Here is a 20602-nt window from a genome sequence, read left to right as displayed (position 1 = left end):
GCATTGAGCGCGCCGTAACGATCTGCAGCCTCCATGTACCACTGACTTGCCTGCCTGCGCGGCGAGGTTCCTCGACCCTGGAGATGGACCGCTTTCTGACCACGCAGGAGTGCTCATCTCGCCGTTCTGGGCCTACGGCATCATTCACTACGCCGCGCGTGTTGCCCGGCACGAGCCGGCGGGTCGCTAGCCTCTTGGCACCGGGCTTGGAGCGCCCCCGGATACATTCGGTCCGTGCCCCGCAGATAGGAACTACATGATCAGGACCTACACGCCCGCTGACCACGACGCGCTCGTCGATCTCTTCGCCCGAGCGGGCGCCGACTCCCCCAGCGGAGAACTGTGGAGGCATCTACCCTCCGAGCAGATGGTCTACCTCGACCCCTACATCGAGCACTGCCCCGAGACCCTCTTCCTCGCCGAGGTCGATGGCGACCTCGTCGGCTACCTGACCGGCTGCACCGACAGTGCGCTTCTCCCTGGCGAGGACGAGCTGTTGACCCAAGCGATCACCCGCCACAAGGTGATGCTCAGGCCGCGATCGATGCCGTTCTTCGCCCGCAGCCTCGTCGACATGGCCAAGGCGAAACTGCGAGGTAGCGAGTCCGCCTCCGGCGAAGTCGTGAACCCACGCTGGCCCGCCCACCTCCACATCAACCTCGCTCCGGAAGCGCGCGGCACCGGCGTCGCCATGGACCTGATGCGCGCATGGCAGGACTGGCTCGCGAACGCACAGAGCCCGGGCTGCTACCTGCAGACACTGGTCGAGAACACCCGTGCAATCCAGTTCTTCGAGAAGTGCGGATTCGTCGCGCATGGTTCGAAACCGCTGGTTCCGGGGGTCAGGTACCAGGGGCAGCCAGTTCATCAGCTGACCATGGTCTGGTCTCCGCCGGCTGAGTGACTGCCGCAGCCGGGGAGGTCCGATCCGGGCCTGCGGTCAGCGGCATCACTGACGCGCTCCGCGCGCCTCGCTGCCGCGAGCCGGACTTGCTCGCCGAGAAGCCTGCGTCGCCCATTCCGCCCAGAGTGTCGCAGCCGAAACGGGCACGAGACCAAGACATTCGCGCTAGTTCTACGGAAGTACGCGCCAAGAAACTCTGCGTCCGTCGGTGCTCGCCATTACCATCGATCCAGCGGCTTGCCTCATCACGGGTCGCGATCGGCGACGCACGCCAGATGGATGACCTGAACGGCAGCACCATGGAGGAAACAATTGAAGCTGACTCGCATCGACGTTCGGTTCTTTCGCTCGTTCAACTATGACTTCGAGCGCAAGGTTCGGGAGGAAAGCACTCCTTCCTCTTGGGAGGAGCAGGAGCCTTGGTACCCGTTTGTGCGCGTGCCCCTCGAACCGGACATCACCGCGGTCGTCGGCGCGAACGAATCGGGTAAGAGCCAACTGCTCTTGGCAGTCGAGGCGGCGTTGACAGGCAAGCCGATCCAGCGAGAGGATTTCTGCCGATACAGCGAGGAGTACTCGGTTCAGGAAGGCGAAATCAGACTCCCCGAGTTTGGCGCAGTGTTCCGACTTGATGAAGGCGAACAGATTGCGGGAGTCGCGGCACTTCATGACGCACAAGAGTTTGGGCTGTACCGACCGGGTTCTGAGGATCCGTTCTTGGTGGTCAATGAGGAGCGCCTCAAGCTGTCCGCTGGACAGTTGGCGAAGCTTGAAGCGGCTCTGCCTAAGACATTCAAACTGAAGACGGGGGTCGCAGTTCCAGACAGCGTGTCGATCGCAGAACTGACCGGCGAGAAACGCACCGGCCTGCATGACCGCCGCCAGCGAACAACTCTCTTCGATCGGATCTTCCGGCTTGATGAGCCAACTGAAGCTGCCGTCGGGAAGATCATCGCTCCATCACTGGCGCCCCCGGCAGATAAGGATTCCGAAGAAGTTGAGCGTCGGCGTCGCGATGAATACGAGCTCGCTCGAATGCTGTTGGTTGACGCTGCGCGTATCGACCCGAGAGCGTTCATCGAGCTCCGCGACGCACTCGCATCTGGACGGGAAGGTCAAGTCGAAGCGGTGGTCGGCGCAATGAACACTGCCATTCGCGACAATCTGAACGTCCAGCGTTGGTGGAGCCAAGATCGCGAGTTCGACCTGATACTCGAGGCCCGCGAACATGAACTTGCCTTCACTATCCGAGACCGGACGGGTTCAACCTACTCTTTTGGCGAACGGAGCCAGGGTCTTCGCTACTTCCTGAGCTACTTCGTTCAGATCACCGCCCACAGATTAACCCAAACGCGTCCGGACGTACTTCTCTTGGACGAACCTGATGCCTTTCTGTCGAGCATTGGCCAACAAGACTTGCTTCGGGTACTTCGGGACTACGCGCTCCCGGAGGATGGAAGCAACGGAAGCCAAGTCGTGTATGTGACGCACTCGCCATTCCTAATCGACAAGAACGCTCCTGAACGTATCCGCGTCCTTGACAAGGGCGCCGAGGACGAGGGAACTCGGGTCGTAAACGACGCCGCAAACAACCGCTACGAACCCTTGCGCTCGTCGCTCGGAACCTATGTTGCGGAGACCGCATTCATCGGCGGACGCAATCTGTTCGTAGAAGGTCATGCGGACCAAATCTTGATCGCTGGGCTTTCGATGCACCTCGCTCGACGTCATGGTGGCCGGGCCGAGGCGCTGGACCTGAACGAAGTGACCATCGTCGCGGCAGGCGGCGCTGACGGCATTCCCTACATGGTTTATCTCGCTCGAGGTCGCGATACCATCAAACCTCCATGTGTGGCCTTACTCGATGGCGACCAGTCTGGACGTGAGGCCGAGAAGGTTCTCAAGCGGGGTGAAGCACGGAAGAAGCGGGTACTGAAGGACGAGTACATCGTTCGCCTGGATGAATGGGCAGGATTCTCAGGTCTTGAGTTCGATCCAGGAATCAAAGTCGAAGAGATCGAGGACTTGATTCCTGTACAGATTGCGCATCGTGCTGCGCTAGCGCACCTGACACGATTCGTCGCCCTAGATGATATTGACCCGGCCAAGTTTGAACTGGCAGATCTTGAGGCAGCGGTGGCGCAAGACGGCCATCTCTGGGATGCACTCGATGGTCTCTATCGAGATTCGTTTCCAGGGGAGCACATCGAGAAGGTCGGCTTAGCGCGCGAGTTGGTGCTGCTACTCGATATATCTCCGGAAACGCCTGGCGCCAACCTACTACGCGAACGGTTTGCCGCACTCTTGGCACATCTGTCCGAAGTCCTGGACGCCGCTTCTGTGGAAGAAGATCGCAACCGTAGCGACGACAAGGTCAAGCGGACGGTGAAGAACTTCCTCAAGTCCCATACCAAGGGAATCACTAAACGTGAGGCCAAACGGCTCCTTCGTGAGTTGACCGACGCCTTTACGCAAAGTGATTGGGTTGATGAAGCGACGAGGCAAATCGGCGAGATCCGCAACAGGTACGGACTCGAGGACGTCGCGACCCTCACCGTTGGAGACTTCGACAGCTTCCGCGAGGCGGTTAGGGCACTCGGAGAGAAGGAGCGCCAGCAATACCAGGACGATGCCAGCAAGGACCCGGCGGCCGCCCTTCTGAGTAGGCCGACGCCCTAAGTGCATCTGCATCCTGATCATCGTCGCGGCGCAGAAGTGCCCGAGTCTGACGAGGCTTAACGCCGAGTTTCGTCAGCTCGCACCCCTCGGCCAGAACCGAGGGCAGATTCTCGGCCGTCACGACCGGCTCGACCACAATCGCGTCGTCATGCGCGACAGCATGTTAGGGCCGCGCGAGTTTGCGGACCGGATGATCGAGCCAGGACACCTCTCGCGGGGTTGCCCTTGGACATTCCACGCAGGTTCTCGTTGGCCGTCCTTCAGACGTGCGTCACACCGCCGCATCACGGCTGCACCGGCCACGCCTCCTCTCGACGTCGAACAGGACCAAGTTCGACAAGGTCTTGGCCATTCCACCGCCACACGGGAATGCCGAGGGCCCACTCAAGTGTCACTTCACCAACAACTAGGTTTCCGGTCATGGGGTCCAGGACATGGCCGGATTGCGTTGGCGGCTCCCACCGGTCGTCTGAAACCAGGAATGCCATCACTGCTTCGGGCGCCAACTCAAGTTCCCCGTTTGTGCATGGCACGCGCCATTCACGTTCATGGAGCCAGTCGGACGTCGAAGGATCGGTCCTAACAAGCCAGCCATGCAGCGCTGGGTCGAGTGTCTTTCTGACGTCGGACCAGAGGTCGTTTCGGACGTACCAGACCGGCCCACCACCCCGGTCCCAAACCCACTGCCGCCGCAACACCAGCCCCCATCCGGAAAAACCAGCTGCTGACAAGAGCGCCGCCGCTCCAAGCTTGTTGCTCTCGCTAAGGCACACCACGGGCTCGTCTGACCCCGGCACCGGATGGCCCCTCAGCGCCTGCTCCCAGACGATGTTGTCCAATCGCTCTTCAGGCGACATCAGAGCCACTTCGGGCGCGAACGACTCTCTCGCACGGCCTGTGAAGTGGACCAGCCCTTCCGACTGGCCAGGGTGAGAAACGGGACGCAAGTTCGACATGCCGGCATTCTCTCCTGTCCATTGCCATAGGCGCTCGCACCCGCGTCACTCCGCCGCCTGTGACACAGGTGGTGTGGAAGGATCCCGATCCATGATTCGGGCGGTGGTGTTCGACGTAGGCGAGTGCCTGGTTGACGAGACCCGCGAGTACGGGACTTGGGCGGACTGGCTGGGGGTGCCGAGGCATACGTTGTCGGCGGTGTTCGGGGCGGTGATCGCTCGTGGGATGGACTATCGCGAGGCGTTCCAGGTGTTCCAGCCGGGGTTCGATCTGACCGAGGAACGGCGGAAGCGGGAAGAGGCCGGGCAGGCTGAGCGGTTCGGGGAGGATGACTTCTATCCCGACGTACGCTCTGCTTTGAAAGCGCTGCGCGAGGACGGGTTGTGGCTGGGGTTGGCTGGGAACCAGACAGTGAGCGCGGGGCGGACCCTGCGGGAGCTGGACTTTCCAGTGGACATGGTCGCAACCTCCGACGACTGGGGTGTGAGCAAGCCGGATCTGGGGTTCTTCGAGCATGTCATCGAGGCGGCTCCGTACGCGGCGGAGGAGATCCTCTACGTCGGCGACCGGCTCGACAACGACATCCGGCCGGCCGCTGAGTCCGGAATGGCGACGGCGCTGATCCGACGAGGGCCGTGGGGCGTGATCCAGGAACACGACCCGGCGGCAGACGAGATCGCGACGCTTCGAATCTCGTCACTCGCCGAGCTTCCCAAGTGGATCGCGGCCCTCAACGAGAGTGGACCGGAAGGCCGCTAAGTTGGTCACCGTGGCCGAGCGCAGCGCGACCCAGTGGATCATCCATAGCGAGGAAGTCGTCGACGACAAGTTGAAGATGGTGCTCAGCCGGGCGAACGTGGAGCTTCCTGATGGGACGTTGTTCGATCAGTGGGTGATGCGGATTCCCGCGGCGGTCCTGGTGCTCATGGTCGATGACTCCGAGCGGGTGCTGATGATGTGGCGCCATCGGTTCATCCAGGATCGGTGGGTGTGGGAGCTGCCGGGTGGCTACCTCGACGACGGCGAAGAGCTGCACGTCGCCGCTCTGCGTGAGGCCGAGGAGGAGACCGGCCGGAGGCCACGCACGATCGAGAAGTTCCTTGAGTTCCAGCCGTTGGTCGGCAGCGTGGACCAGCCGAACATCATCTACCTCGCTCGCGGGGCCACGGACACCGGTGCAGCCCCCGACCTCAACGAGACTGACACGGTCCGCTGGATCCCGCTGGACGAGATCGAGGGATTGATCGCCGAGGGCAAGATCATCGGGGCTGGCTCCGTCGCTCCGCTGTACAAGCTGCTGCTGGCTCGCGCTGAGGGCAAGCTTCGGTCCGAACCCTGATTAGGCAGTCACTCCGAGCCTGGATGCGAGCGCTCGGGACTCACGCTCATTGAGCCGACCGCCATGCGTCACCAACTCGGACGCCAGCGACCGCGCCAACGGGTGGCTACGCATCGACTCCTCGCTGATGCCAGTGCCGGTGCGGAGCGCACCGAGACTGCCGATCCAGTCCTGCTGTTGGGCGTAGGCACGGGACAGTTCGAGCCACAGCCGCGCCCGCCTGTCCACTGAGGGCACCGCGTCGGGGTCTACGGCGCTAGCCACCTCGAGCGCTCCCCCGGACTTGCGTAGTTCGACCTGCACTGACACGGCGCTGACGTCGGTGTTCGCCACGCCAAACAGGGTCCACGGGTGCGCGGAGCCTTCAGGCATCGCGCGCGCCATCGTCATTGCCTGGTCGATCCCACGGAGCGCGTCACCCTCACGACCGATCCGGGCGGCTGTGATTGCCCCGTGTAACTGGCAGGCACCCCACATCGCTTGGGCATCCTCGTCGCCGTCCAGGTGCGGCTCAAGCAGTGCCACGGCATCCGATGCGAGCCGGTAGGCGTCTTCCTCGCGGCCTGTCGAGCGCCAGACGTTACCGAGCACCCACGACGCCGACGCGAGCGTTACCGGGTCATCAGCGATCTCAGCGGCAGCCATGCAGCGGTCAGCAGCAAGCCAAAGCAATGGAGCGTCGGCAACCCAAGCCAAAACCTGCTCGGCCAACGCGTACGCACCGGAGAGCGCGGCGGCAGCGTCGCGTCGTTCCTGCCCGTCCAGGGTCCGCAGCGCACGTCGCCCATCAGTGATCAGCTCGGGGAGCATTGCCCCTGCGTCAGCGCGAGGCGTCTTCGAGGTGTGCCAAAGCCTCCATGCGCGCTCGACGCGCGCGGCGAGTTCATTGGTGTCGATGGGCGAAGGGACAGGACGAAGATCCACGCCTTCAATGGCCTCACGAATGGCAGGCACGACGGGATGTCCGGCACGGCGAGAGATGCCAACCAACAACTGGTGCTCGCCTGTGATCTCGGTCAGGTCACGTACGCCGAGCGCCTGCCCGATCTTGAGCAGCATCTCAAGGCCAGGAGGATGCTGAAGCCGGCCCTTCTCCACATCGCGGAGCCAGTCCTCAGACCGACCGACGAGACCAGCGATGACCGCCCGGGTACGCCCGGTGCGGGTGCGGATGTTCTGGATGCGCTCGCCAATGACGCGTGCGGCGAGTTCGTCGGGGTTCTGCGGATTCGGCATGGGCCTTGCCTTCATCACGAGATTGGGACCGCTTCCAGGATAGGGCTCAGCGGTGAGGCCTCACCACCAATGGAACTAGGGGGAATCTCCCCACTTGAGGCGGTGGGTTGCCCCCACCTGCCCATGCCCTGCACGTCCAACAGGCTTGTCTCACCCCGGGGCGCTGCCGGTTGGGATCGCCTCCTTCAAACCATTGATGGGCCTGCGGCGTTCCGGGTGCCAGCACTTTGTCTATGAGACAGGACTCAGGGGATGGACCAGGACCCGACTACATGCGGCACGTGCGGACTGCGCTGGCTCAGAGAGCAGAAGCACCCTCCTGCCAGACGTTGTCTCCTGAGGAGCGCCGGAGGCTTGGCGCTTTGGGTTCATACAGACCCGTCAGTACGGCCGTAGACAGTCGCACAAGCGGTGCGGGGACCGTCTCCTCGGAGCAGAATCTACGAAAGGTACGCGCATGACCGCACTCCCCGAGCTCGAGTTCCGCACGTCAACCGCGTGCTCCTACGACAACAACGACCCTCGGTGCGTGGAAGTCGCGACCAACCGTCCGGGCACGGTGGCGGTCCGCAACTCCACGACCGGCAAGACTGTCGAGTTCACGACGGCTGAGTGGACAGACTTTCTGACCGGTGCGAAGGTGGGAGAGTTCGACGTCAAGCCGTAGGGAGCTCCGCTATGGAACCGTGCCCGCAGTGCAGCGGCAGCGTTGAGGTAGACCCAGAGCACCCTGAAGTGCTGCGTTGTATGTCCTGCTGGCGGTCCTGGTTCTCGCCCAAGGCGCGTCCCTGCCTTGGCCACCGGCCCATCCTGAACGCGGCCCTGCGCAGCCTGGCAGGCGCCAGAGACCTACGCCGCAATTGACTCATTTGATCCAGGGAGGTCGGCGGCGCTTAACCATCGCGATCAGTGACACTGCGCCGTCGCTATCCGCGTGAGGGTGCGGTCCAGGTCCTCGAGGACCGCGGGCCAAGTGGTCTCACTCGTGGGCTCGCGGTGGGCGAAGGTGCCGGCCATCTCCAAGGTGATGTAGCCGTGGATGAGGCTGGACATCAGCCGGACGGCGTACGTATCGTTGGTCTCGGCGATGCCGTAGCTGCGGACGACGGTGAGGGCGAGGTCGGCGTTGCGGCGGCCGGCGGTGATCGCCTCACCCACGGAGTCAGTCCGGGACTCCCTCGCCTGACCGGGCGGTACGCGTTGGCGGGTGGTGGCGTCGTAGCGGCCGGGTGAGCGGCGGGCGAAGTCGCGGATGGCGTCGGCGTACGCGACGAGGAGGTCGCGGCCCTCCCCCGCCATCGCCCGGCTCGTGGTGTCGGCGAGCTCGTCGAGGACGTACGCGGTGACGGCGGTGCGGAGGTCGGTGGCTCCGGAGATGTGGGAGTAGAGGGTCGGCGATCTGACGCCGAGGTGGCGCGCGAGGACCGAGATCGTGACGGCGTCGAAGCCCAGCTCGTCGGCCAGGTCGGCGGCGGCCGCGATCACGGCGGTCCGGTTCAGCCCTGGACGGCCCATCAACATCCTCCGAATAACGAGTTGCCTAACGGTTGTAGGAAATTCTAGCCTCGTTGATATGAAGCCGCTGACCGAGACCGACGTACGCTCCTCGTTCGTCAACCTCACCAAGGGTGCGACCAAGCGCCTCAACCTCCCCGCTGACCTGGCCGAACGGTCGTGGGGCGACCTGGACTACCTCGGCTGGCAGGACCCGAAGGCGCCGCAGAACCACTACCTCGTCACCGAGCACGAGGGCCGGCTCTGCGGCGTCGCCCTCCGCGCCTCGCGTGAGACGCGCGGGCCGCGGAAGACGATGTGCGCGCTGTGCACCACGGTCGGTGACGTCGCGCTGCTGGTCGCCTCCCGCGCCGGTCGCTCCGGGCAGGACGGCAACTCCGTCGGCACCTACATCTGCGCCGACCTCGACTGCTCCCTCAAGGCGCGCGGCAAGCGCAAGCTCGACAGCCCGGTCATCCACGAGACCCTCAGCGTCGAGCAGAAGGTCGACCGGTTGCTCGGCAACCTCGACTCATTCGTAGCGCGGGTGCTCAAGCCCGCGTAGCGGCTTGGCGACGGGGGTCCGCGACCGCCGCGCCGTCGCATAGGCGGGAGCTCGTAGGTGGCGGTGCCATTCGTAGATCTCGAGCCCGGGTGGTGTCGAGCGGGTCGGGTCGAAGGAGAGCAGCAGGTCGTGGTCCGACTCGACGGTCAGCTCGAGCGTCGCGAACGGCGTCCAGTCCGTCCCGGGCCGCGCCCACACCAGCTGCCACGTGGCCGCGCCGGCGAACTGCGCTCCGAGCCAGACCGGCCCAGTGGGGGCGCGGTACGGGAGCAGCGTGCTGAAGAACCCGTCGAACAGACGGGTCTTGGGAGCCAGCAGGAACCGGGTCCATCGACCATGACCGGTGGTGGCGAGCAGGAGGTCGGCGTGTTCGCCGCGGGCGGTGGGAACGCGCACGGCAAGCCCGTTGATATCGGGCACCTTCTCAGGCAGGCCGACCGCACGGGAGAGTCGTACCACCACCTCGTCCGCCCCGCCTTCATCGAGGAACGCCGCGCCCGTGGTGGCTCCCCGGTGCCGCCGCAGCAGGGCCAGGTGCACCTCGCCGTGCGGGTGCAGGGGCTTGTCGGCGGGTCGCAAGTGGGCGAGCACGCCGACACCGGCCTGCAGCACCCGACCGCCCGCGCGCGCCATCGAGTCTGTGACCGTGGGAATCACGCGGCTTGCCTTCCCCATCGAAAGCGATCGTGCAGGATGGCGGCACGGGCTGCGTTGCTGCCGGCTGCGCCGTGCACGCCACCGCCGGGGTGGGCGGAGGCGGAGCCGGGGAACAGTCCGGTGATGCCGGTCTCTGCCCGCCCCAGCCCCGGCACCGGTCGAAAGACCAGCTGCTGGTGGAGCTGAGAGGTGCCGCCGCCGATCGCCCCGCCGATGAGGTTGGCGTCGAGAGCCTCGAACTCTTGGGGTCCGAGAACGCGTCGTGAGGCGATGGCACTGCCGAAGCCGGGCGCCAGGCGCTCGATGCGCGCCTGCATGCGGTCGGCGAAACGCTCGCACTCCTCCTGGTCCCATCGTCCGCGCAGCCCGTCAGGCCCCGCATCGCGCAGCACCGTCTGCGGCACGTGCGTGTAGGCCCACACCGACTCCGTCCCCGGCGGCGAGCGGGTCGGGTCGGTGGTGGTCATCTGACCTGCCAGGAGGAACGGAGCGTCGGGGATGACGCCGGCAGTCACCTGAGACAAGGACTGGGTCATCTGCTCGACCGAGTCGGCGACGTGGAACGTGCCGGGCGCGTACGCGGGTTCGGTGAGCCATGGGATCGGCTTGTGCAGCGCCCAGTCGACCTTCACCGTGCCCGGGTCCAGCTGGAAGTTCGCCATGCCGGCTGCGACGCGTCGCGGCACGTCTGCGGGGTCGAGCAGCCGGCCGTACAGATGGGGCGCCGCGACGGCGGCGATCACGGCCCGGCCCACCTTGATCCGGTGGCCGTCACGGGTGCGAACCTCGGTGACGCGACCGTCGTCGACACCGAGGCGGGTGACCTCGGCACCACAGCGGACGTCACCACCATGCTCGCGGAAGCGGCGCTCCAGCGCGGCGGCGAGCATGCCAGCGCCTCCCTCTGGGACGGGGAAGCCGACGGTCTGGCCCAGCATCGCGAGCAGAAGCCCCATCGTGCCGGAGCCCGGCGCATCCAACGGGATGTCGGCATGTCCGGCGTTGCCGGCCAGGAGCAGACGCGCAGCCTCGCCCCCGAAACAGTTGCGGGCGAGGTCTCCGGCTGGCGTGAGGAGGGTACGCACCGCCGCCAGGCCCCCTGCACGACGTAGGGCGTTGAGCAGGTGAACCCCCGGCCGCACGGGCGGGAACGGGGTCAGCAGGGCATGTACGAGCGGTTCACCGATCTGGTCCCAGAGACCGCACAGCTCCAGCCATGCCTGGCCGTCGCCGGCGTGCTGGGCATCGAGCAGCTCTGCGGTGACGTGCCGGTCGCGGTGCAGCAGCGCCCAGCTGCCGTCTTGCAGGGGGTGGCCCAGGACCGCGGGAGCATGCGTCCACCGCAGCCCGTACTCGTCCAGACCGAGCTCGCGGATAGCGGGAGAGGCGGCCGCGAGCGGATAGAACGCGCTGAAGGTGTCGTGGACGAAGCCCGGGTGGACGTCCTCGGAGCTGCGGACCGCTCCGCCTGTGGTGGGTTGGGTCTCGAGCACCAGCACCGACCAGCCCTTGTCGACCAGCAGGTTGGCCGCGACCAGGCCGTTGGGTCCGGAACCAACGACGACCGCGTCGTAGGCGGCGTCACTCATGGACGGTGTTCGACGATGTAGGCCAAGCGCCGGAGAGTCTCCACATTTCGCCAGCCGACAAGCGAATCCTGGACCAGCCGTGGGATCATAGCGCCCGGGCCATCGACGGCCTGTTCTCGAATCGCGATCTCGGTGTCCTCTCCTGCCGCCTCCACCGTGATCTCGACATGCGCGACCCCTGCGGGCCAGGCGCGCGCACGGAGCAACAGCCTGCTCCCGGGCGAGCACTCGAGCACCTCGGTGCTGTCGTCGATCAGCAGTGGCCAAGCGCCGACGGAGTGATACAGCTGCGCGCCGACGTTCGGCCAGTCCTTGTCTGCGTCGCGCAATCGAGAGGCGCCGACCACCCAGGCCGGGTACAGCCAACCGTCCGAGAGGACGTCCCACACGTGCTGGGGTGATGCGTGGACCAATCTGCGGTTTGTACTCATGGAGATGTCCTCGGCGACTTGGGGTCACTGGCCGTAGCGGTACCCCGCCCGCGGCGCCTTATGCGGACGGCCAGGTTGCGGAGGAGGGGCGCCGCGTACAGCAGGGCTCAGCACTCGATCACGTTGACCGCGAGGCCGCCGCGGGAGGTCTCCTTGTACTTGACCAACATGTCGGCCCCGGTCTCGCGCATGGTCTTCAGCACCTTGTCGAGGCTGACCTTGTGGGAGCCGTCGCCGTTGAGGGCGAGGCGGGCGGCGTTGATCGCCTTCACGCTGCCGATGGCGTTGCGCTCGATGCACGGGATCTGCACCAGCCCACCGACCGGGTCGCAGGTGAGGCCGAGGTTGTGCTCGATCCCGACCTCGGCGGCGTTCTCGACCTGCTCCGGGGACCCGCCCAGCGCCTCGCACAGAGCGCCCGCCGCCATCGCGCAGGCCGAGCCGACCTCGCCCTGACAGCCGACCTCGGCGCCGGAGATCGAGGCGTTCGTCTTGCACAGGATCCCGATCGCGGCCGCGGTGAGCAGGAAGCGGGCGATGCCGTCCTCGATCGCGGCCTCGTCCAGGCCGGCCTCGGGGGCCACGAAACGTACCCAGTAGTGCAGGACGGCGGGCACGATGCCGGCCGCGCCGTTGGTGGGAGCGGTGACGACCCGGCCGCCCGAGGCGTTCTCCTCGTTCACCGCCAGCGCGAACAGGTTGACCCAGTCCATGACCCGGAAGGGGTCCTGGGCGCCGGCTCCGGAGGCCAGGTCGCGATAGAGCAGCGGCGCCCGGCGCGGGACCCGCAGACCACCAGGAAGTACGCCGTCGGTGACCGGGTCACGGTCGCAGCCGGCCTGCACGCAGTCCGCCATCACCTGCCAGATCTCCAGGAGACCGGCGCGGACCTCGGCCTGGGTACGCCAGGTGAGCTCGTTGGCGAGCATGAGGTCGGATACCCGGAACCCCTCGCGCTCGCAGGTGCTGAGCAGCTCGGCACCGGTGGTGAACGGAAACCGGACACGCGAGCTGTCGGGAACGACCCGCGCGGCGCCCGAGGCGTGCTCGTCGACCACGAAGCCACCGCCGACGGAGTAGTAGGTCCGCTCGCGGCGTACCTGGCCTGAGGCGTCGTAGGCGGTGAACACCATGCCGTTGGGATGGTCCGGCAGGCTCTTGCGCCGATGCATCACCAGGTCGGTGTCGACGGCGAAGCGGATCGGACGGTGGCCGCCGAGCGTCAGCTCGCCGCGCTCACGGATCGCCGCCACCCGCGCCGACGAGCTGCGGGTGTCGACGGTCGCCGGCTCCTCGCCCTCGAGGCCGAGGAGCACTGCTCCGGCCGAGCCGTGGCCGTGACCGGTCGCGCCGAGCGACCCGAACAGCTCGGCCTTCACTCGCGTCACCTCTTCCAGCTGACCGTCTTCGACGAGGCCGTCGACGAAGGTCTTCGCGGCCCGCATCGGTCCGACGGTGTGCGAGGAGGACGGGCCGATCCCGATCGAGTACAGGTCGAACGTGCTCAAGGTGATCGCCACGACCGGGGCCCGGGCACCGCTGAGGTCAGCGGTCACGTCAGTTCACTCCTCGATCAAAGCGTCGTAGGCAGCGGCGTCGAGCAGGTCGGGAGCGTTCGAGATGCGCATCTCGAAGAGCCAGCCGGCACCGAACGGGTCGCTGTTGATCAGCGCCGGGTCGTCGACGACGGCAGAGTTGATCGCGAGCACCTCGCCGTCGGCGGGCGCGAAGAGGTCGCTGACCGACTTGGTCGACTCCAGCTCACCGCAGCTCTCTCCCCCGGTGATCTTGGCGCCCACCTCGGGCAGCTCGACGAAGACGATGTCACCCAGCGCCTCGGTGGCGAAGGCGGTGACACCGACGCGCGCGACCTCGTCGCGGGTCTCGATCCACTCGTGCTCGGCGGTGTAGGACAGGTGGGTCGGGTTGCTCATGGCGGTGCTCATCTCTTGGCTCATTTCTTGGAGTAGAAGGGAAGGTCGACGATCTCGGCGTCCTCGTGGCTGCCGCGTACGACGACCTGGACCTTGGTGCCGGTGACGGCGAGCTCGGGCCTGACGTAGGCCATCGCGATGGGTCGGCCCAGCGTCGGCGACGGGGAGCCGCTGGTCACGACGCCGATCTCGTCGCCGGAGGCGGGATCGACGACGGCGTAGCCGGCCCGCGGCGACCGGCGACCGGTGGCCACGAGACCGACGAGCGTGCTGCGCGGGCCCTCTTCACGGCGCGCGGCCAAGGCGGCGTCGCCGACGAAGCCGTCGGGCTTGTCGAAGGAGACCACGCGGCCGAGGTTGGCTTCGAAGGGCGTCGTCTCGCGGCTCAGCTCGTGACCGTAGAGCGGCATGCCCGCCTCGAGCCGGAGGGTGTCGCGGCAGGCGAGGCCGGCGGGGATCAGCCCGTGCGGCTCCCCGGCCACGGTGATCGCCTCCCAGACGGCGGCGGCCGAAGAGGGCGCGCAGTAGACCTCGAACCCGTCCTCCCCGGTGTAACCGGTGCGCGCGAGCAGGACGTCGGTCCCGACGATCGTGCCGGCGTCGATGGCGTAGTAACGCAGGGACGGTACGTCCAGCTCTGTCACCGCCGCGACGATCGCCGACGAGGCCGGCCCCTGGACCGCGATCAGCGCCCACTCCGCGGAGGCGTCACGGACGACGGCGTCGTACCCGTCAGCCCGCTCGATCAGAGCCGGCGCGACCACATGGACGTTGCTCGCGTTGGCGACGACCAGGTAGCGCTCCTCCTCGAGCCGGTAGACGACCAGGTCGTCGATGATGCCGCCGTCCTCGGCGCAGATCATGGAGTAGCGGGCGCGACCGAGGCCGATCTTCGACGGCCGACCGACAAGGGCGCGGTCGAGGGCCCGACCCGCCTGCGGCCCGGTCACCTCGATCTCGCCCATGTGGCTCAGGTCGAAGAGCCCGGCGGTGGTGCGTACGGCATTGTGCTCGGCGGTCTCCGAACCGTAGCGGACCGGCATGCTCCAGCCGGCGAAGTCGGTGAACGAGGCGCCGAGCGACTGGTGGATCGCATGCAGAGGGGTAGGGACAGGTGAGGTCATGTGCGGGAGGCTCCCTGATGATGGCTGCCGCTGACGCGGCGCCCGTGGACGGGTGACCTCCCCGCTCTGTCATCGCTACCTGAGAGCTTCACCGCCCCGTTGGGACGATTTGCACCGTGGGTGCAGGATCCAGCGGATCCTGTCTTTCCAGAGTTCGCCTCACCACAGCGGTCATGGGGCCTGAGAGATTCTGGGGAGGTTTGCTCCTTCGGCGCCTCACCCGGGATGGACGAGGACTCTCCCGCTGCGGTTCGAACGGCGGATGTGAAGTTGTGCGGCAAACCTAGGTCTGGCCACCTCGGCCGTCAAGATCTGGCGAGCCTCGACCCCGTTAACGGGAACTGTTCTCATCGGTCCTACGATGGCTCGATGCCACCGACCAGCGCCAGCACCCGGGTTCCCGTGGTCATCCTCACCGGCCATCTCGGGTCGGGCAAGACGACGTTGCTCAACCATCTGCTGCGCCAGCCGGGCGCGCGGGTGGGCGTGGTCGTCAACGACTTCGGCGACATCAACGTCGACGCCGGCCTCGTCACAGGTCAGGTCGACGAGCCGGCCTCGATCGCCGGGGGCTGCCTGTGCTGTCTGGACGACGCCGGCGGCCTCGATGATGCCCTCGAGAAGCTGACCCACCCGCGGCTCGCGCTCGACGCCGTCATCGTGGAGGCCAGCGGGCTCGCCGAGCCCGGCACGCTGGCCCGGCTGGTCCGCTTCAGCGGTGTCGAGCGGGTACGCCGCGGAGGACTCATCGAGGTCGTCGACGCCTCGGCCTACTTCGACACCCTCGACGACGGCCGGGGCCAGGCACCGGTCCGGTTCGCCGCGGCCACCCTGGTCGTCATCAACAAGACCGACCTGGTGCCGGCCGCCGAGCGGGACGAGGTCCTGGCGCGGATCGAGCGACGCGTGCGCGAGCACAACCCCGACGTCCAGATCGCGTACGCAGTCGGTGGCCGCATCGATCCCCGGCTCGTCTACGACGCCGCTGTGCCCGAGGACCCGCCCGACGAGCTGCCCATCGCCGCGCTGCTGCGCGAGGCGGCCGCCGACCACGCGGCCCATCAGCACGCCCGGTCGGTCACCGTCACCACTGCTGGCACCGTCGAGCCCGCTCGGCTGCTCGACCTGCTCGAGGACCCGCCGGCTGCGGCGTACCGGGTCAAGGGGACCGTCGCCGTCGCGACCGGGCAGGGCCCGCGGAGCTATCAGGTGAACCTGGTCGGGCGCAGCGCCCATGTGGCCGCGGAGAGGCGAACGCCCAGCCGGGCGACGGAGCCCCAGAGCGAGCTGGTGGCGATCGGTCTGGACCTCGATCCCGATGCGGTCCGGCAGAGGCTCACCGATGCCCTCGCTCCCGCCGAGCGACCGAGCACCGACGGCCTCCGCCGGCTCCGCCAGCTGGTGCGCGTCAGTCTCTGACCGGTCTCTGACCAGCGCTCTCAGCCGGCTCGGCGTACGATCCGTTCCATGTCGGTGATGACCACCGAGCGCGACTCCAGTCTGACCCAGCCCTTGGCCGCGAAGTCGGCGAGCGCCTTGTTGACCGTCTCCCTGGCCGCGCCCACGAGCTGGGCGAGCTCCTCCTGGGTGAGGTCGTGACGGACGTGCACGCCCTCATCGGTGGTCTCACCGAACCGCTCGGCGAGATCCAGCAGGGCCTTCGCCACCCGGCGGGGCGCGTCGGCGAAGACCAGGTCACCGATCACGTCGTTGGCCCGGCGCAGGCGACCCGACAGCAGCGCGAGCAGTCCGCGCGTCACACCCGGCCGCCCGTCGAGCAGCCTCAGCAGGTCGTCGTGCGACAGCGAGGCGAGCTCGACCTGGTCGGTGACGGCCGTGACCGTCGAGGAACGTAGACCGGGGTCGAAGAGCGAGAGCTCACCGAAGACCTGTCCCGGCCCCAGGATCGCCAGGACGCTGTCCTGCCCGTTGGCCGAGGCACGGCTCAGCTTCACCTTCCCGGACACGACGGCGTAGAGCCGCTCAGCGGCATCACCCTCGTGGAACAGCACCTGGCCACGCCGGAGGCGGGCCTCCCCCATCATCGCGAGCATCGCCGTCATCGACTCGTCGTCCAGCTCGCCGAAAAGCGGCGCGTGCCGAAGCACGTCTCGATCCATTACTAAGCCGCTCCTGTCGTCGTTTGGCTCAAGCCATCAGGGTACCGAGGCCAGGGGCGCCGACAGCGGATGTGTGTCCCTCATCGCACGCCTGTCGAGTGCGTTCTTCGCCACACCGGAGATGATGGGAAGCCTCGAGACGAGGACGGGGTTGGTGTTGTTGTGAAGCTCTCCATGCTGGACAGGTCCCGCACCCGGGCGGGGTACGCCGAGGGCGCTGCGCTGACCCACACGATCGAGCGGGCGGTGACGGCCGAACGGCTCGGCTACCACCGGTTCTGGGTCGCCGAGCACCATGCGGTGCCGGGGATCGCGTCGGGATCGCCGCCGGTGCTGCTCGGCGCTCTCGGTGCGCACACCTCCACGATCCGGCTCGGTTCGGGCGGCGTGATGCTGCCGCACCATCAGCCGCTGGTCGTGGCCGAGCAGTTCCTGATGCTCGACGCGCTCTACCCGGGTCGGATCGACCTGGGAGTCGGACGCACTCTGGGCTTCACCGCACCCGTACGCCGCGCACTGCGCCAGGATCTCGACGACGCGGACACGTTCGCCGAGGACATCGAGGAGCTCCGTGGCTATCTCGACCGCACCGCGGCGGTCACCGCCCGCCCGGCCGCCGCGCGCCAGATCCCGGTCTTCGTGCTCGCGACCGGACGCGGTCTCGCTCTCGCGGCGAGGCTCGGGCTGCCGGTCGTCGTGGGCGGTCCGGCGCTGCACAGCCCGCGGGTGGGCGAGCTGCTCGGGGCGTACCGGAACGACTTCCGGCCCTCCGCTCAGGCTTCGGCGCCGTCGGTGACGGTCTCCGCCGACGTGCTGGTCGCCGACACCGACGCCGAGGCCGCCGAGCTCGCGCTGCCGGAGGCGTGGGCGATGGCCAGGTCGCGGCAGACCGGCGAGTTCGGGCCGCTCGAGCCGCTCTCGGCGATCCGCGACCAGGCGTGGACCAACCAGCTGCGCGAGCGGGTCGAGGCGCATCTCGCGCGCACGACCGCGGGCTCCCCCGCCACCGTGCGTCGCCGCCTCGACCGGCTGGCCGAATCCACCGGGGCTGACGAGCTCCTCGCCTTCACCTCCACCTACGACCTCGACGCCCAGCTCGCCTCGGATGCCGCGCTCGCCGAGATCATGACCGGGCGGACCCAGGCGTCGACCCCGTCCCGGAGCTAGTCGTCAGGGTGTGGGCGGCCTCCAGGAGGAGGCGGCCCAGCTCGGCCTGACGCGGGGGCGCGAGACGGGCCTCGATGCCGGTGATGCTCAACGCTCCGTACGGCTGCCCGTGGGCGTCGAAGACGGCCGCACCCAGACCCCAGCTACCGACGACGAGCAGGCCCGGGTTGACGGCGAAGCCGCGCTCGCGGGTCGCGGCGACCCGCTTCCGGAGAGCGGACGCCGAATGCTGCTCACCGTAGGACTCGACGAGGTCGGTGCGGGCCAGGTAGGCCTCGCGTCGCGACTCCGGCAGGAAGGCGAGGATCGCCAGGCCCGCCGAAGCGACCCCGAGCGGGAACCGGATCCCCTCGTGGAGCACGTGCGAGCGGATCGGGAAGCTGCCGTCCTCGCGCAGGACGCAAACCGTCTCGTCGCCGCGCCGGATCGAGAAGAAGGCGCTCTCCCCCGTCTCCCGGGCGATGCGCAGCACCGCCGCCCGGGCCGCCGGGGTGATGTCGTGGCGGGTGGTCGCGGCGGCGCCGAGCAGGAAGCACTCCGGGCCCAGGTGCCAGGCGCCGGTGTCGTTGTCGCGCTCGACCAGCCCCTCCTCCTGGAGCGCGCTGAGCAGCCGGTGAGCGGTCGGGCGCGGGATCGTGGCGGCCGTCGCGAGCTGGGTGGTCGTCGCACCCTCGGGCTCGCGCGCGGCGAGCAGCCGCAGCAGGTGCGCGCTGCGGCGGATCACGCTGGGCTGAGTGCTGGGCTGCGGCTCGCCCGGACCGGGTTGCATGGGACGTACGATAGGCGTGTCCATTCAGTGAACGCCACTGCGTCAGCGGGGCCGCTCATCGAAAGACTGAGCGGGAACTCGCGCTCGCCTATTGACCGATCGGCGTGCCAGGCCTTGACTGATCATCATGGACAAGGTCATCTCCTCAGCCGCCGAGGCGGTCGCGGACATCCCGAGCGGAGCGACCCTCACGGTCGGCGGTTTCGGGCTGTGCGGCATCGCCTCGGTGCTCATCAATGCTCTCCTCGAGGCCGGCGTCACCGACCTCGAGGTGGTCTCCAACAACGCCGGCGTCGACGACTGGGGCCTGGGCCTGCTGCTCGGTGCCGGGCGCCTGCGCCGAGTCGTCGCGTCGTACGTCGGTGAGAACAAGGAGTTCGCGCGGCAGTACCTCTCCGGCGACCTCGAGGTCGAGCTGACCCCGCAGGGCACGCTCGCCGAGCGGATGCGCGCGGGCGGCTCCGGCATCGCCGCTTTCTACACCCGCACCGGTGTCGGCACGCAGGTCGCGCAGGGTGGGCTACCGTGGAAGTACGACGACACCGGCAACGTCATCAAGACCTCGCCCGAGAAGCCGGTGATGACCTTCGAGACGCCGGACGGCGAGAAGGAGTTCGTCCTGGAAGAGGCCATCGTCGCCGACTTCGGCATCGTTCGCGCCTGGAAGGGCGACCGCCACGGCAACCTCCTCTTCAAGGACTCCGCCCGCAACTTCAACCCGCTGGCCGCGATGGCCGGGCAGATCACGATCGCGGAGGTCGAGGAGCTCGTCGAGCCCGGCGAGATCCCGCCCAACGACGTCCACCTCCCCGGGGTCTACGTCCACCGCGTCGTTCCCCTGACCCCCGAACAGGCCGCCGAGAAGCGCATCGAGAAGAGGACGGTCCGCTGACATGTCATGGACACGTGAAGAGATGGCCGCCCGCGCCGCCGCGGAGCTGTCCGACGGCGACTACGTCAACCTCGGCATCGGGCTGCCGACCCTGGTGCCCAACTACGTCCCCGACGACGTCGAGCTCGTGCTGCAGAGCGAGAACGGCATCCTCGGCACCGGCGCCTACCCGACCGAGGACGCCGTCGACCCGGACCTGATCAACGCGGGCAAGGAGACCGTCACCGTACGCAAGGGGGCGAGCTTCTTCGACTCCGCCATGAGCTTCGGGATGATCCGCTCCGGCAAGATCGACGCCGCCATCCTCGGCGCCATGCAGGTCTCTTCTTCGGGTGACCTGGCGAACTGGATGATCCCCGGCAAGATGGTCAAGGGCATGGGCGGCGCGATGGACCTCGTCCACGGCGCGAAGAAGGTCGTCGTACTGATGGAGCACGTCGCCCGCGACGGCTCCTACAAGATCGTCAAGGAGTGCTCGCTCCCCTACACCGGGCTCGGCGTCGTACAGCGCATCATCACCGACCTCTGCGTCCTCGACATCACCCCCGACGGCGTCCGCCTGGTCGAGCTGGCCCCGGGCGTCACGTACGAAGAGGTGTCGGAGAAAACCGAGCCGCCGGTCCTGCGCTGACGGTCGAGTCGGCTCGTCCTGACCGCATTCCCCGTCGAGTCGGCTCGTCAGCCAAGCAGCAGGCGGCGGCGAGCGTGGGCCAGGGGCTGCTGGTGCACCGCTACACCGACGAGC

At 67.5% G+C, this 20602-nt stretch carries 21 protein-coding genes and 1 riboswitch; of the genes, 10 read left to right on the top strand and 11 right to left on the bottom strand.

Annotated features, from left to right (window positions below):
- Positions 1 to 256: 256 nt before the first annotated feature.
- Together ABZZ22_RS23015 and ABZZ22_RS23010 are read left to right on the top strand one after the other, a co-directional pair.
- The gene (locus ABZZ22_RS23015; protein WP_354936450.1) at positions 257 to 904 is read left to right on the top strand and encodes a GNAT family N-acetyltransferase; all 648 of its coding nucleotides are present in this window, start codon (positions 257 to 259) and stop codon (positions 902 to 904) included.
- 312 nt (positions 905 to 1216) lie between these two features.
- The gene (locus tag ABZZ22_RS23010; protein ID WP_354936447.1) at positions 1217 to 3583 is read left to right on the top strand and encodes a hypothetical protein; all 2367 of its coding nucleotides are present in this window, start codon (positions 1217 to 1219) and stop codon (positions 3581 to 3583) included.
- Between the two features lie 284 nt (positions 3584 to 3867).
- Here ABZZ22_RS23010 and ABZZ22_RS23005 read toward each other — a convergent pair whose 3' ends face one another.
- A complete protein-coding gene (locus ABZZ22_RS23005; protein ID WP_354936445.1) occupies positions 3868 to 4539 on the bottom strand; it encodes a hypothetical protein in 672 nt (223 codons plus the stop codon).
- A 91-nt stretch (positions 4540 to 4630) separates the two neighbouring features.
- On the opposite strand from ABZZ22_RS23005, the gene ABZZ22_RS23000 reads away from it, so the two are divergent.
- Together ABZZ22_RS23000 and ABZZ22_RS22995 are read left to right on the top strand one after the other, a co-directional pair.
- Positions 4631 to 5299 (top strand): HAD family hydrolase, encoded by a 669-nt coding sequence (locus ABZZ22_RS23000; RefSeq protein ID WP_354936442.1) that lies wholly within the window; start codon positions 4631 to 4633, stop codon positions 5297 to 5299.
- Between the two features lie 10 nt (positions 5300 to 5309).
- Complete coding sequence (locus ABZZ22_RS22995) at positions 5310 to 5879, top strand: NUDIX hydrolase (RefSeq protein WP_354936439.1); 570 nt, start codon at positions 5310 to 5312, stop codon at positions 5877 to 5879.
- Here ABZZ22_RS22995 and ABZZ22_RS22990 read toward each other — a convergent pair whose 3' ends face one another.
- Positions 5880 to 7115: a helix-turn-helix transcriptional regulator gene (locus ABZZ22_RS22990; RefSeq protein ID WP_354936436.1), complete on the bottom strand. Its 1236-nt coding sequence runs from the start codon at positions 7113 to 7115 to the stop codon at positions 5880 to 5882.
- Positions 7116 to 7572: 457 nt separating this feature from the next.
- On the opposite strand from ABZZ22_RS22990, the gene ABZZ22_RS22985 reads away from it, so the two are divergent.
- Positions 7573 to 7782, top strand: coding sequence for a DUF397 domain-containing protein (locus ABZZ22_RS22985; RefSeq protein WP_354936433.1), 210 nt, complete (start codon positions 7573 to 7575; stop codon positions 7780 to 7782).
- A 239-nt stretch (positions 7783 to 8021) separates the two neighbouring features.
- On the opposite strand, the gene ABZZ22_RS22980 is transcribed toward ABZZ22_RS22985, so the two are convergent.
- Positions 8022 to 8630: a TetR/AcrR family transcriptional regulator gene (locus ABZZ22_RS22980; RefSeq protein WP_354936430.1), complete on the bottom strand. Its 609-nt coding sequence runs from the start codon at positions 8628 to 8630 to the stop codon at positions 8022 to 8024.
- A 58-nt stretch (positions 8631 to 8688) separates the two neighbouring features.
- Between ABZZ22_RS22980 and ABZZ22_RS22975 the strand changes: the two genes are divergently transcribed.
- Positions 8689 to 9174: an FBP domain-containing protein gene (locus ABZZ22_RS22975; protein ID WP_354936427.1), complete on the top strand. Its 486-nt coding sequence runs from the start codon at positions 8689 to 8691 to the stop codon at positions 9172 to 9174.
- Here the strand turns inward: ABZZ22_RS22975 and ABZZ22_RS22970 are convergent.
- The 6 genes from ABZZ22_RS22970 to gcvT all read right to left on the bottom strand — a co-directional run bounded on the left by ABZZ22_RS22970 (position 9142) and on the right by gcvT (position 14909).
- A complete protein-coding gene (locus ABZZ22_RS22970; RefSeq protein ID WP_354936424.1) occupies positions 9142 to 9831 on the bottom strand; it encodes a hypothetical protein in 690 nt (229 codons plus the stop codon). The two genes, ABZZ22_RS22975 and ABZZ22_RS22970, sit on opposite strands and share 33 nt — an antisense overlap.
- The gene (locus ABZZ22_RS22965) at positions 9828 to 11420 is read right to left on the bottom strand and encodes an NAD(P)/FAD-dependent oxidoreductase (protein ID WP_354936421.1); all 1593 of its coding nucleotides are present in this window, start codon (positions 11418 to 11420) and stop codon (positions 9828 to 9830) included. The genes ABZZ22_RS22970 and ABZZ22_RS22965 overlap by 4 nt, the downstream gene beginning before the upstream one ends.
- Entirely contained in the window at positions 11417 to 11851 is a 435-nt protein-coding gene (locus tag ABZZ22_RS22960) for an SRPBCC domain-containing protein (protein ID WP_354936418.1), read from the bottom strand. The genes ABZZ22_RS22965 and ABZZ22_RS22960 overlap by 4 nt, the downstream gene beginning before the upstream one ends.
- Positions 11852 to 11958: 107 nt before the next feature.
- On the bottom strand, positions 11959 to 13371 hold the full coding sequence (locus ABZZ22_RS22955) for an L-serine ammonia-lyase (RefSeq protein ID WP_354936474.1): 1413 nt from the start codon (positions 13369 to 13371) through the stop codon (positions 11959 to 11961).
- Between the two features lie 42 nt (positions 13372 to 13413).
- Positions 13414 to 13785 carry a glycine cleavage system protein GcvH gene (gcvH, locus tag ABZZ22_RS22950; RefSeq protein WP_354936471.1) on the bottom strand — a complete coding sequence of 124 codons (372 nt, stop codon included), beginning with the start codon at positions 13783 to 13785 and terminating at the stop codon, positions 13414 to 13416.
- A 20-nt stretch (positions 13786 to 13805) separates the two neighbouring features.
- The gene (gcvT, locus tag ABZZ22_RS22945; protein ID WP_354936415.1) at positions 13806 to 14909 is read right to left on the bottom strand and encodes a glycine cleavage system aminomethyltransferase GcvT; all 1104 of its coding nucleotides are present in this window, start codon (positions 14907 to 14909) and stop codon (positions 13806 to 13808) included.
- Between the two features lie 158 nt (positions 14910 to 15067).
- A riboswitch (glycine riboswitch) is annotated at positions 15068 to 15163 on the bottom strand.
- A gap of 115 nt (positions 15164 to 15278) precedes the next feature.
- Here gcvT and ABZZ22_RS22940 point away from each other — a divergent pair.
- Positions 15279 to 16328 (top strand): CobW family GTP-binding protein, encoded by a 1050-nt coding sequence (locus tag ABZZ22_RS22940; RefSeq protein ID WP_354936412.1) that lies wholly within the window; start codon positions 15279 to 15281, stop codon positions 16326 to 16328.
- 20 nt (positions 16329 to 16348) lie between these two features.
- Here the strand turns inward: ABZZ22_RS22940 and ABZZ22_RS22935 are convergent, their stop codons facing one another.
- Positions 16349 to 17029 (bottom strand): Crp/Fnr family transcriptional regulator, encoded by a 681-nt coding sequence (locus ABZZ22_RS22935; protein ID WP_354936409.1) that lies wholly within the window; start codon positions 17027 to 17029, stop codon positions 16349 to 16351.
- A gap of 162 nt (positions 17030 to 17191) precedes the next feature.
- On the opposite strand from ABZZ22_RS22935, the gene ABZZ22_RS22930 reads away from it, so the two are divergent.
- Positions 17192 to 18196, top strand: coding sequence for an LLM class flavin-dependent oxidoreductase (locus ABZZ22_RS22930; protein ID WP_354936406.1), 1005 nt, complete (start codon positions 17192 to 17194; stop codon positions 18194 to 18196).
- Here the strand turns inward: ABZZ22_RS22930 and ABZZ22_RS22925 are convergent.
- Positions 18153 to 18965: an IclR family transcriptional regulator gene (locus ABZZ22_RS22925; RefSeq protein ID WP_354936403.1), complete on the bottom strand. Its 813-nt coding sequence runs from the start codon at positions 18963 to 18965 to the stop codon at positions 18153 to 18155. The two genes, ABZZ22_RS22930 and ABZZ22_RS22925, sit on opposite strands and share 44 nt — an antisense overlap.
- 127 nt (positions 18966 to 19092) lie before the next feature.
- Here ABZZ22_RS22925 and ABZZ22_RS22920 point away from each other — a divergent pair, with 127 nt between their 5' ends.
- Positions 19093 to 19857, top strand: coding sequence for a CoA transferase subunit A (locus ABZZ22_RS22920; RefSeq protein ID WP_354936400.1), 765 nt, complete (start codon positions 19093 to 19095; stop codon positions 19855 to 19857).
- Position 19858: 1 nt separating this feature from the next.
- Positions 19859 to 20488 carry a 3-oxoacid CoA-transferase subunit B gene (locus ABZZ22_RS22915; RefSeq protein WP_354936397.1) on the top strand — a complete coding sequence of 210 codons (630 nt, stop codon included), beginning with the start codon at positions 19859 to 19861 and terminating at the stop codon, positions 20486 to 20488.
- Positions 20489 to 20602 lie beyond the last annotated feature (114 nt).

The sequence above is a fragment of the Nocardioides sp. NPDC006273 genome (genome assembly GCF_040613495.1).
Lineage (GTDB): Bacteria > Actinomycetota > Actinomycetes > Propionibacteriales > Nocardioidaceae > Nocardioides.
The sequence above is the reverse complement of the archived record's forward strand: the minus strand, read 5'-3'. Positions and strand labels throughout refer to the sequence as shown.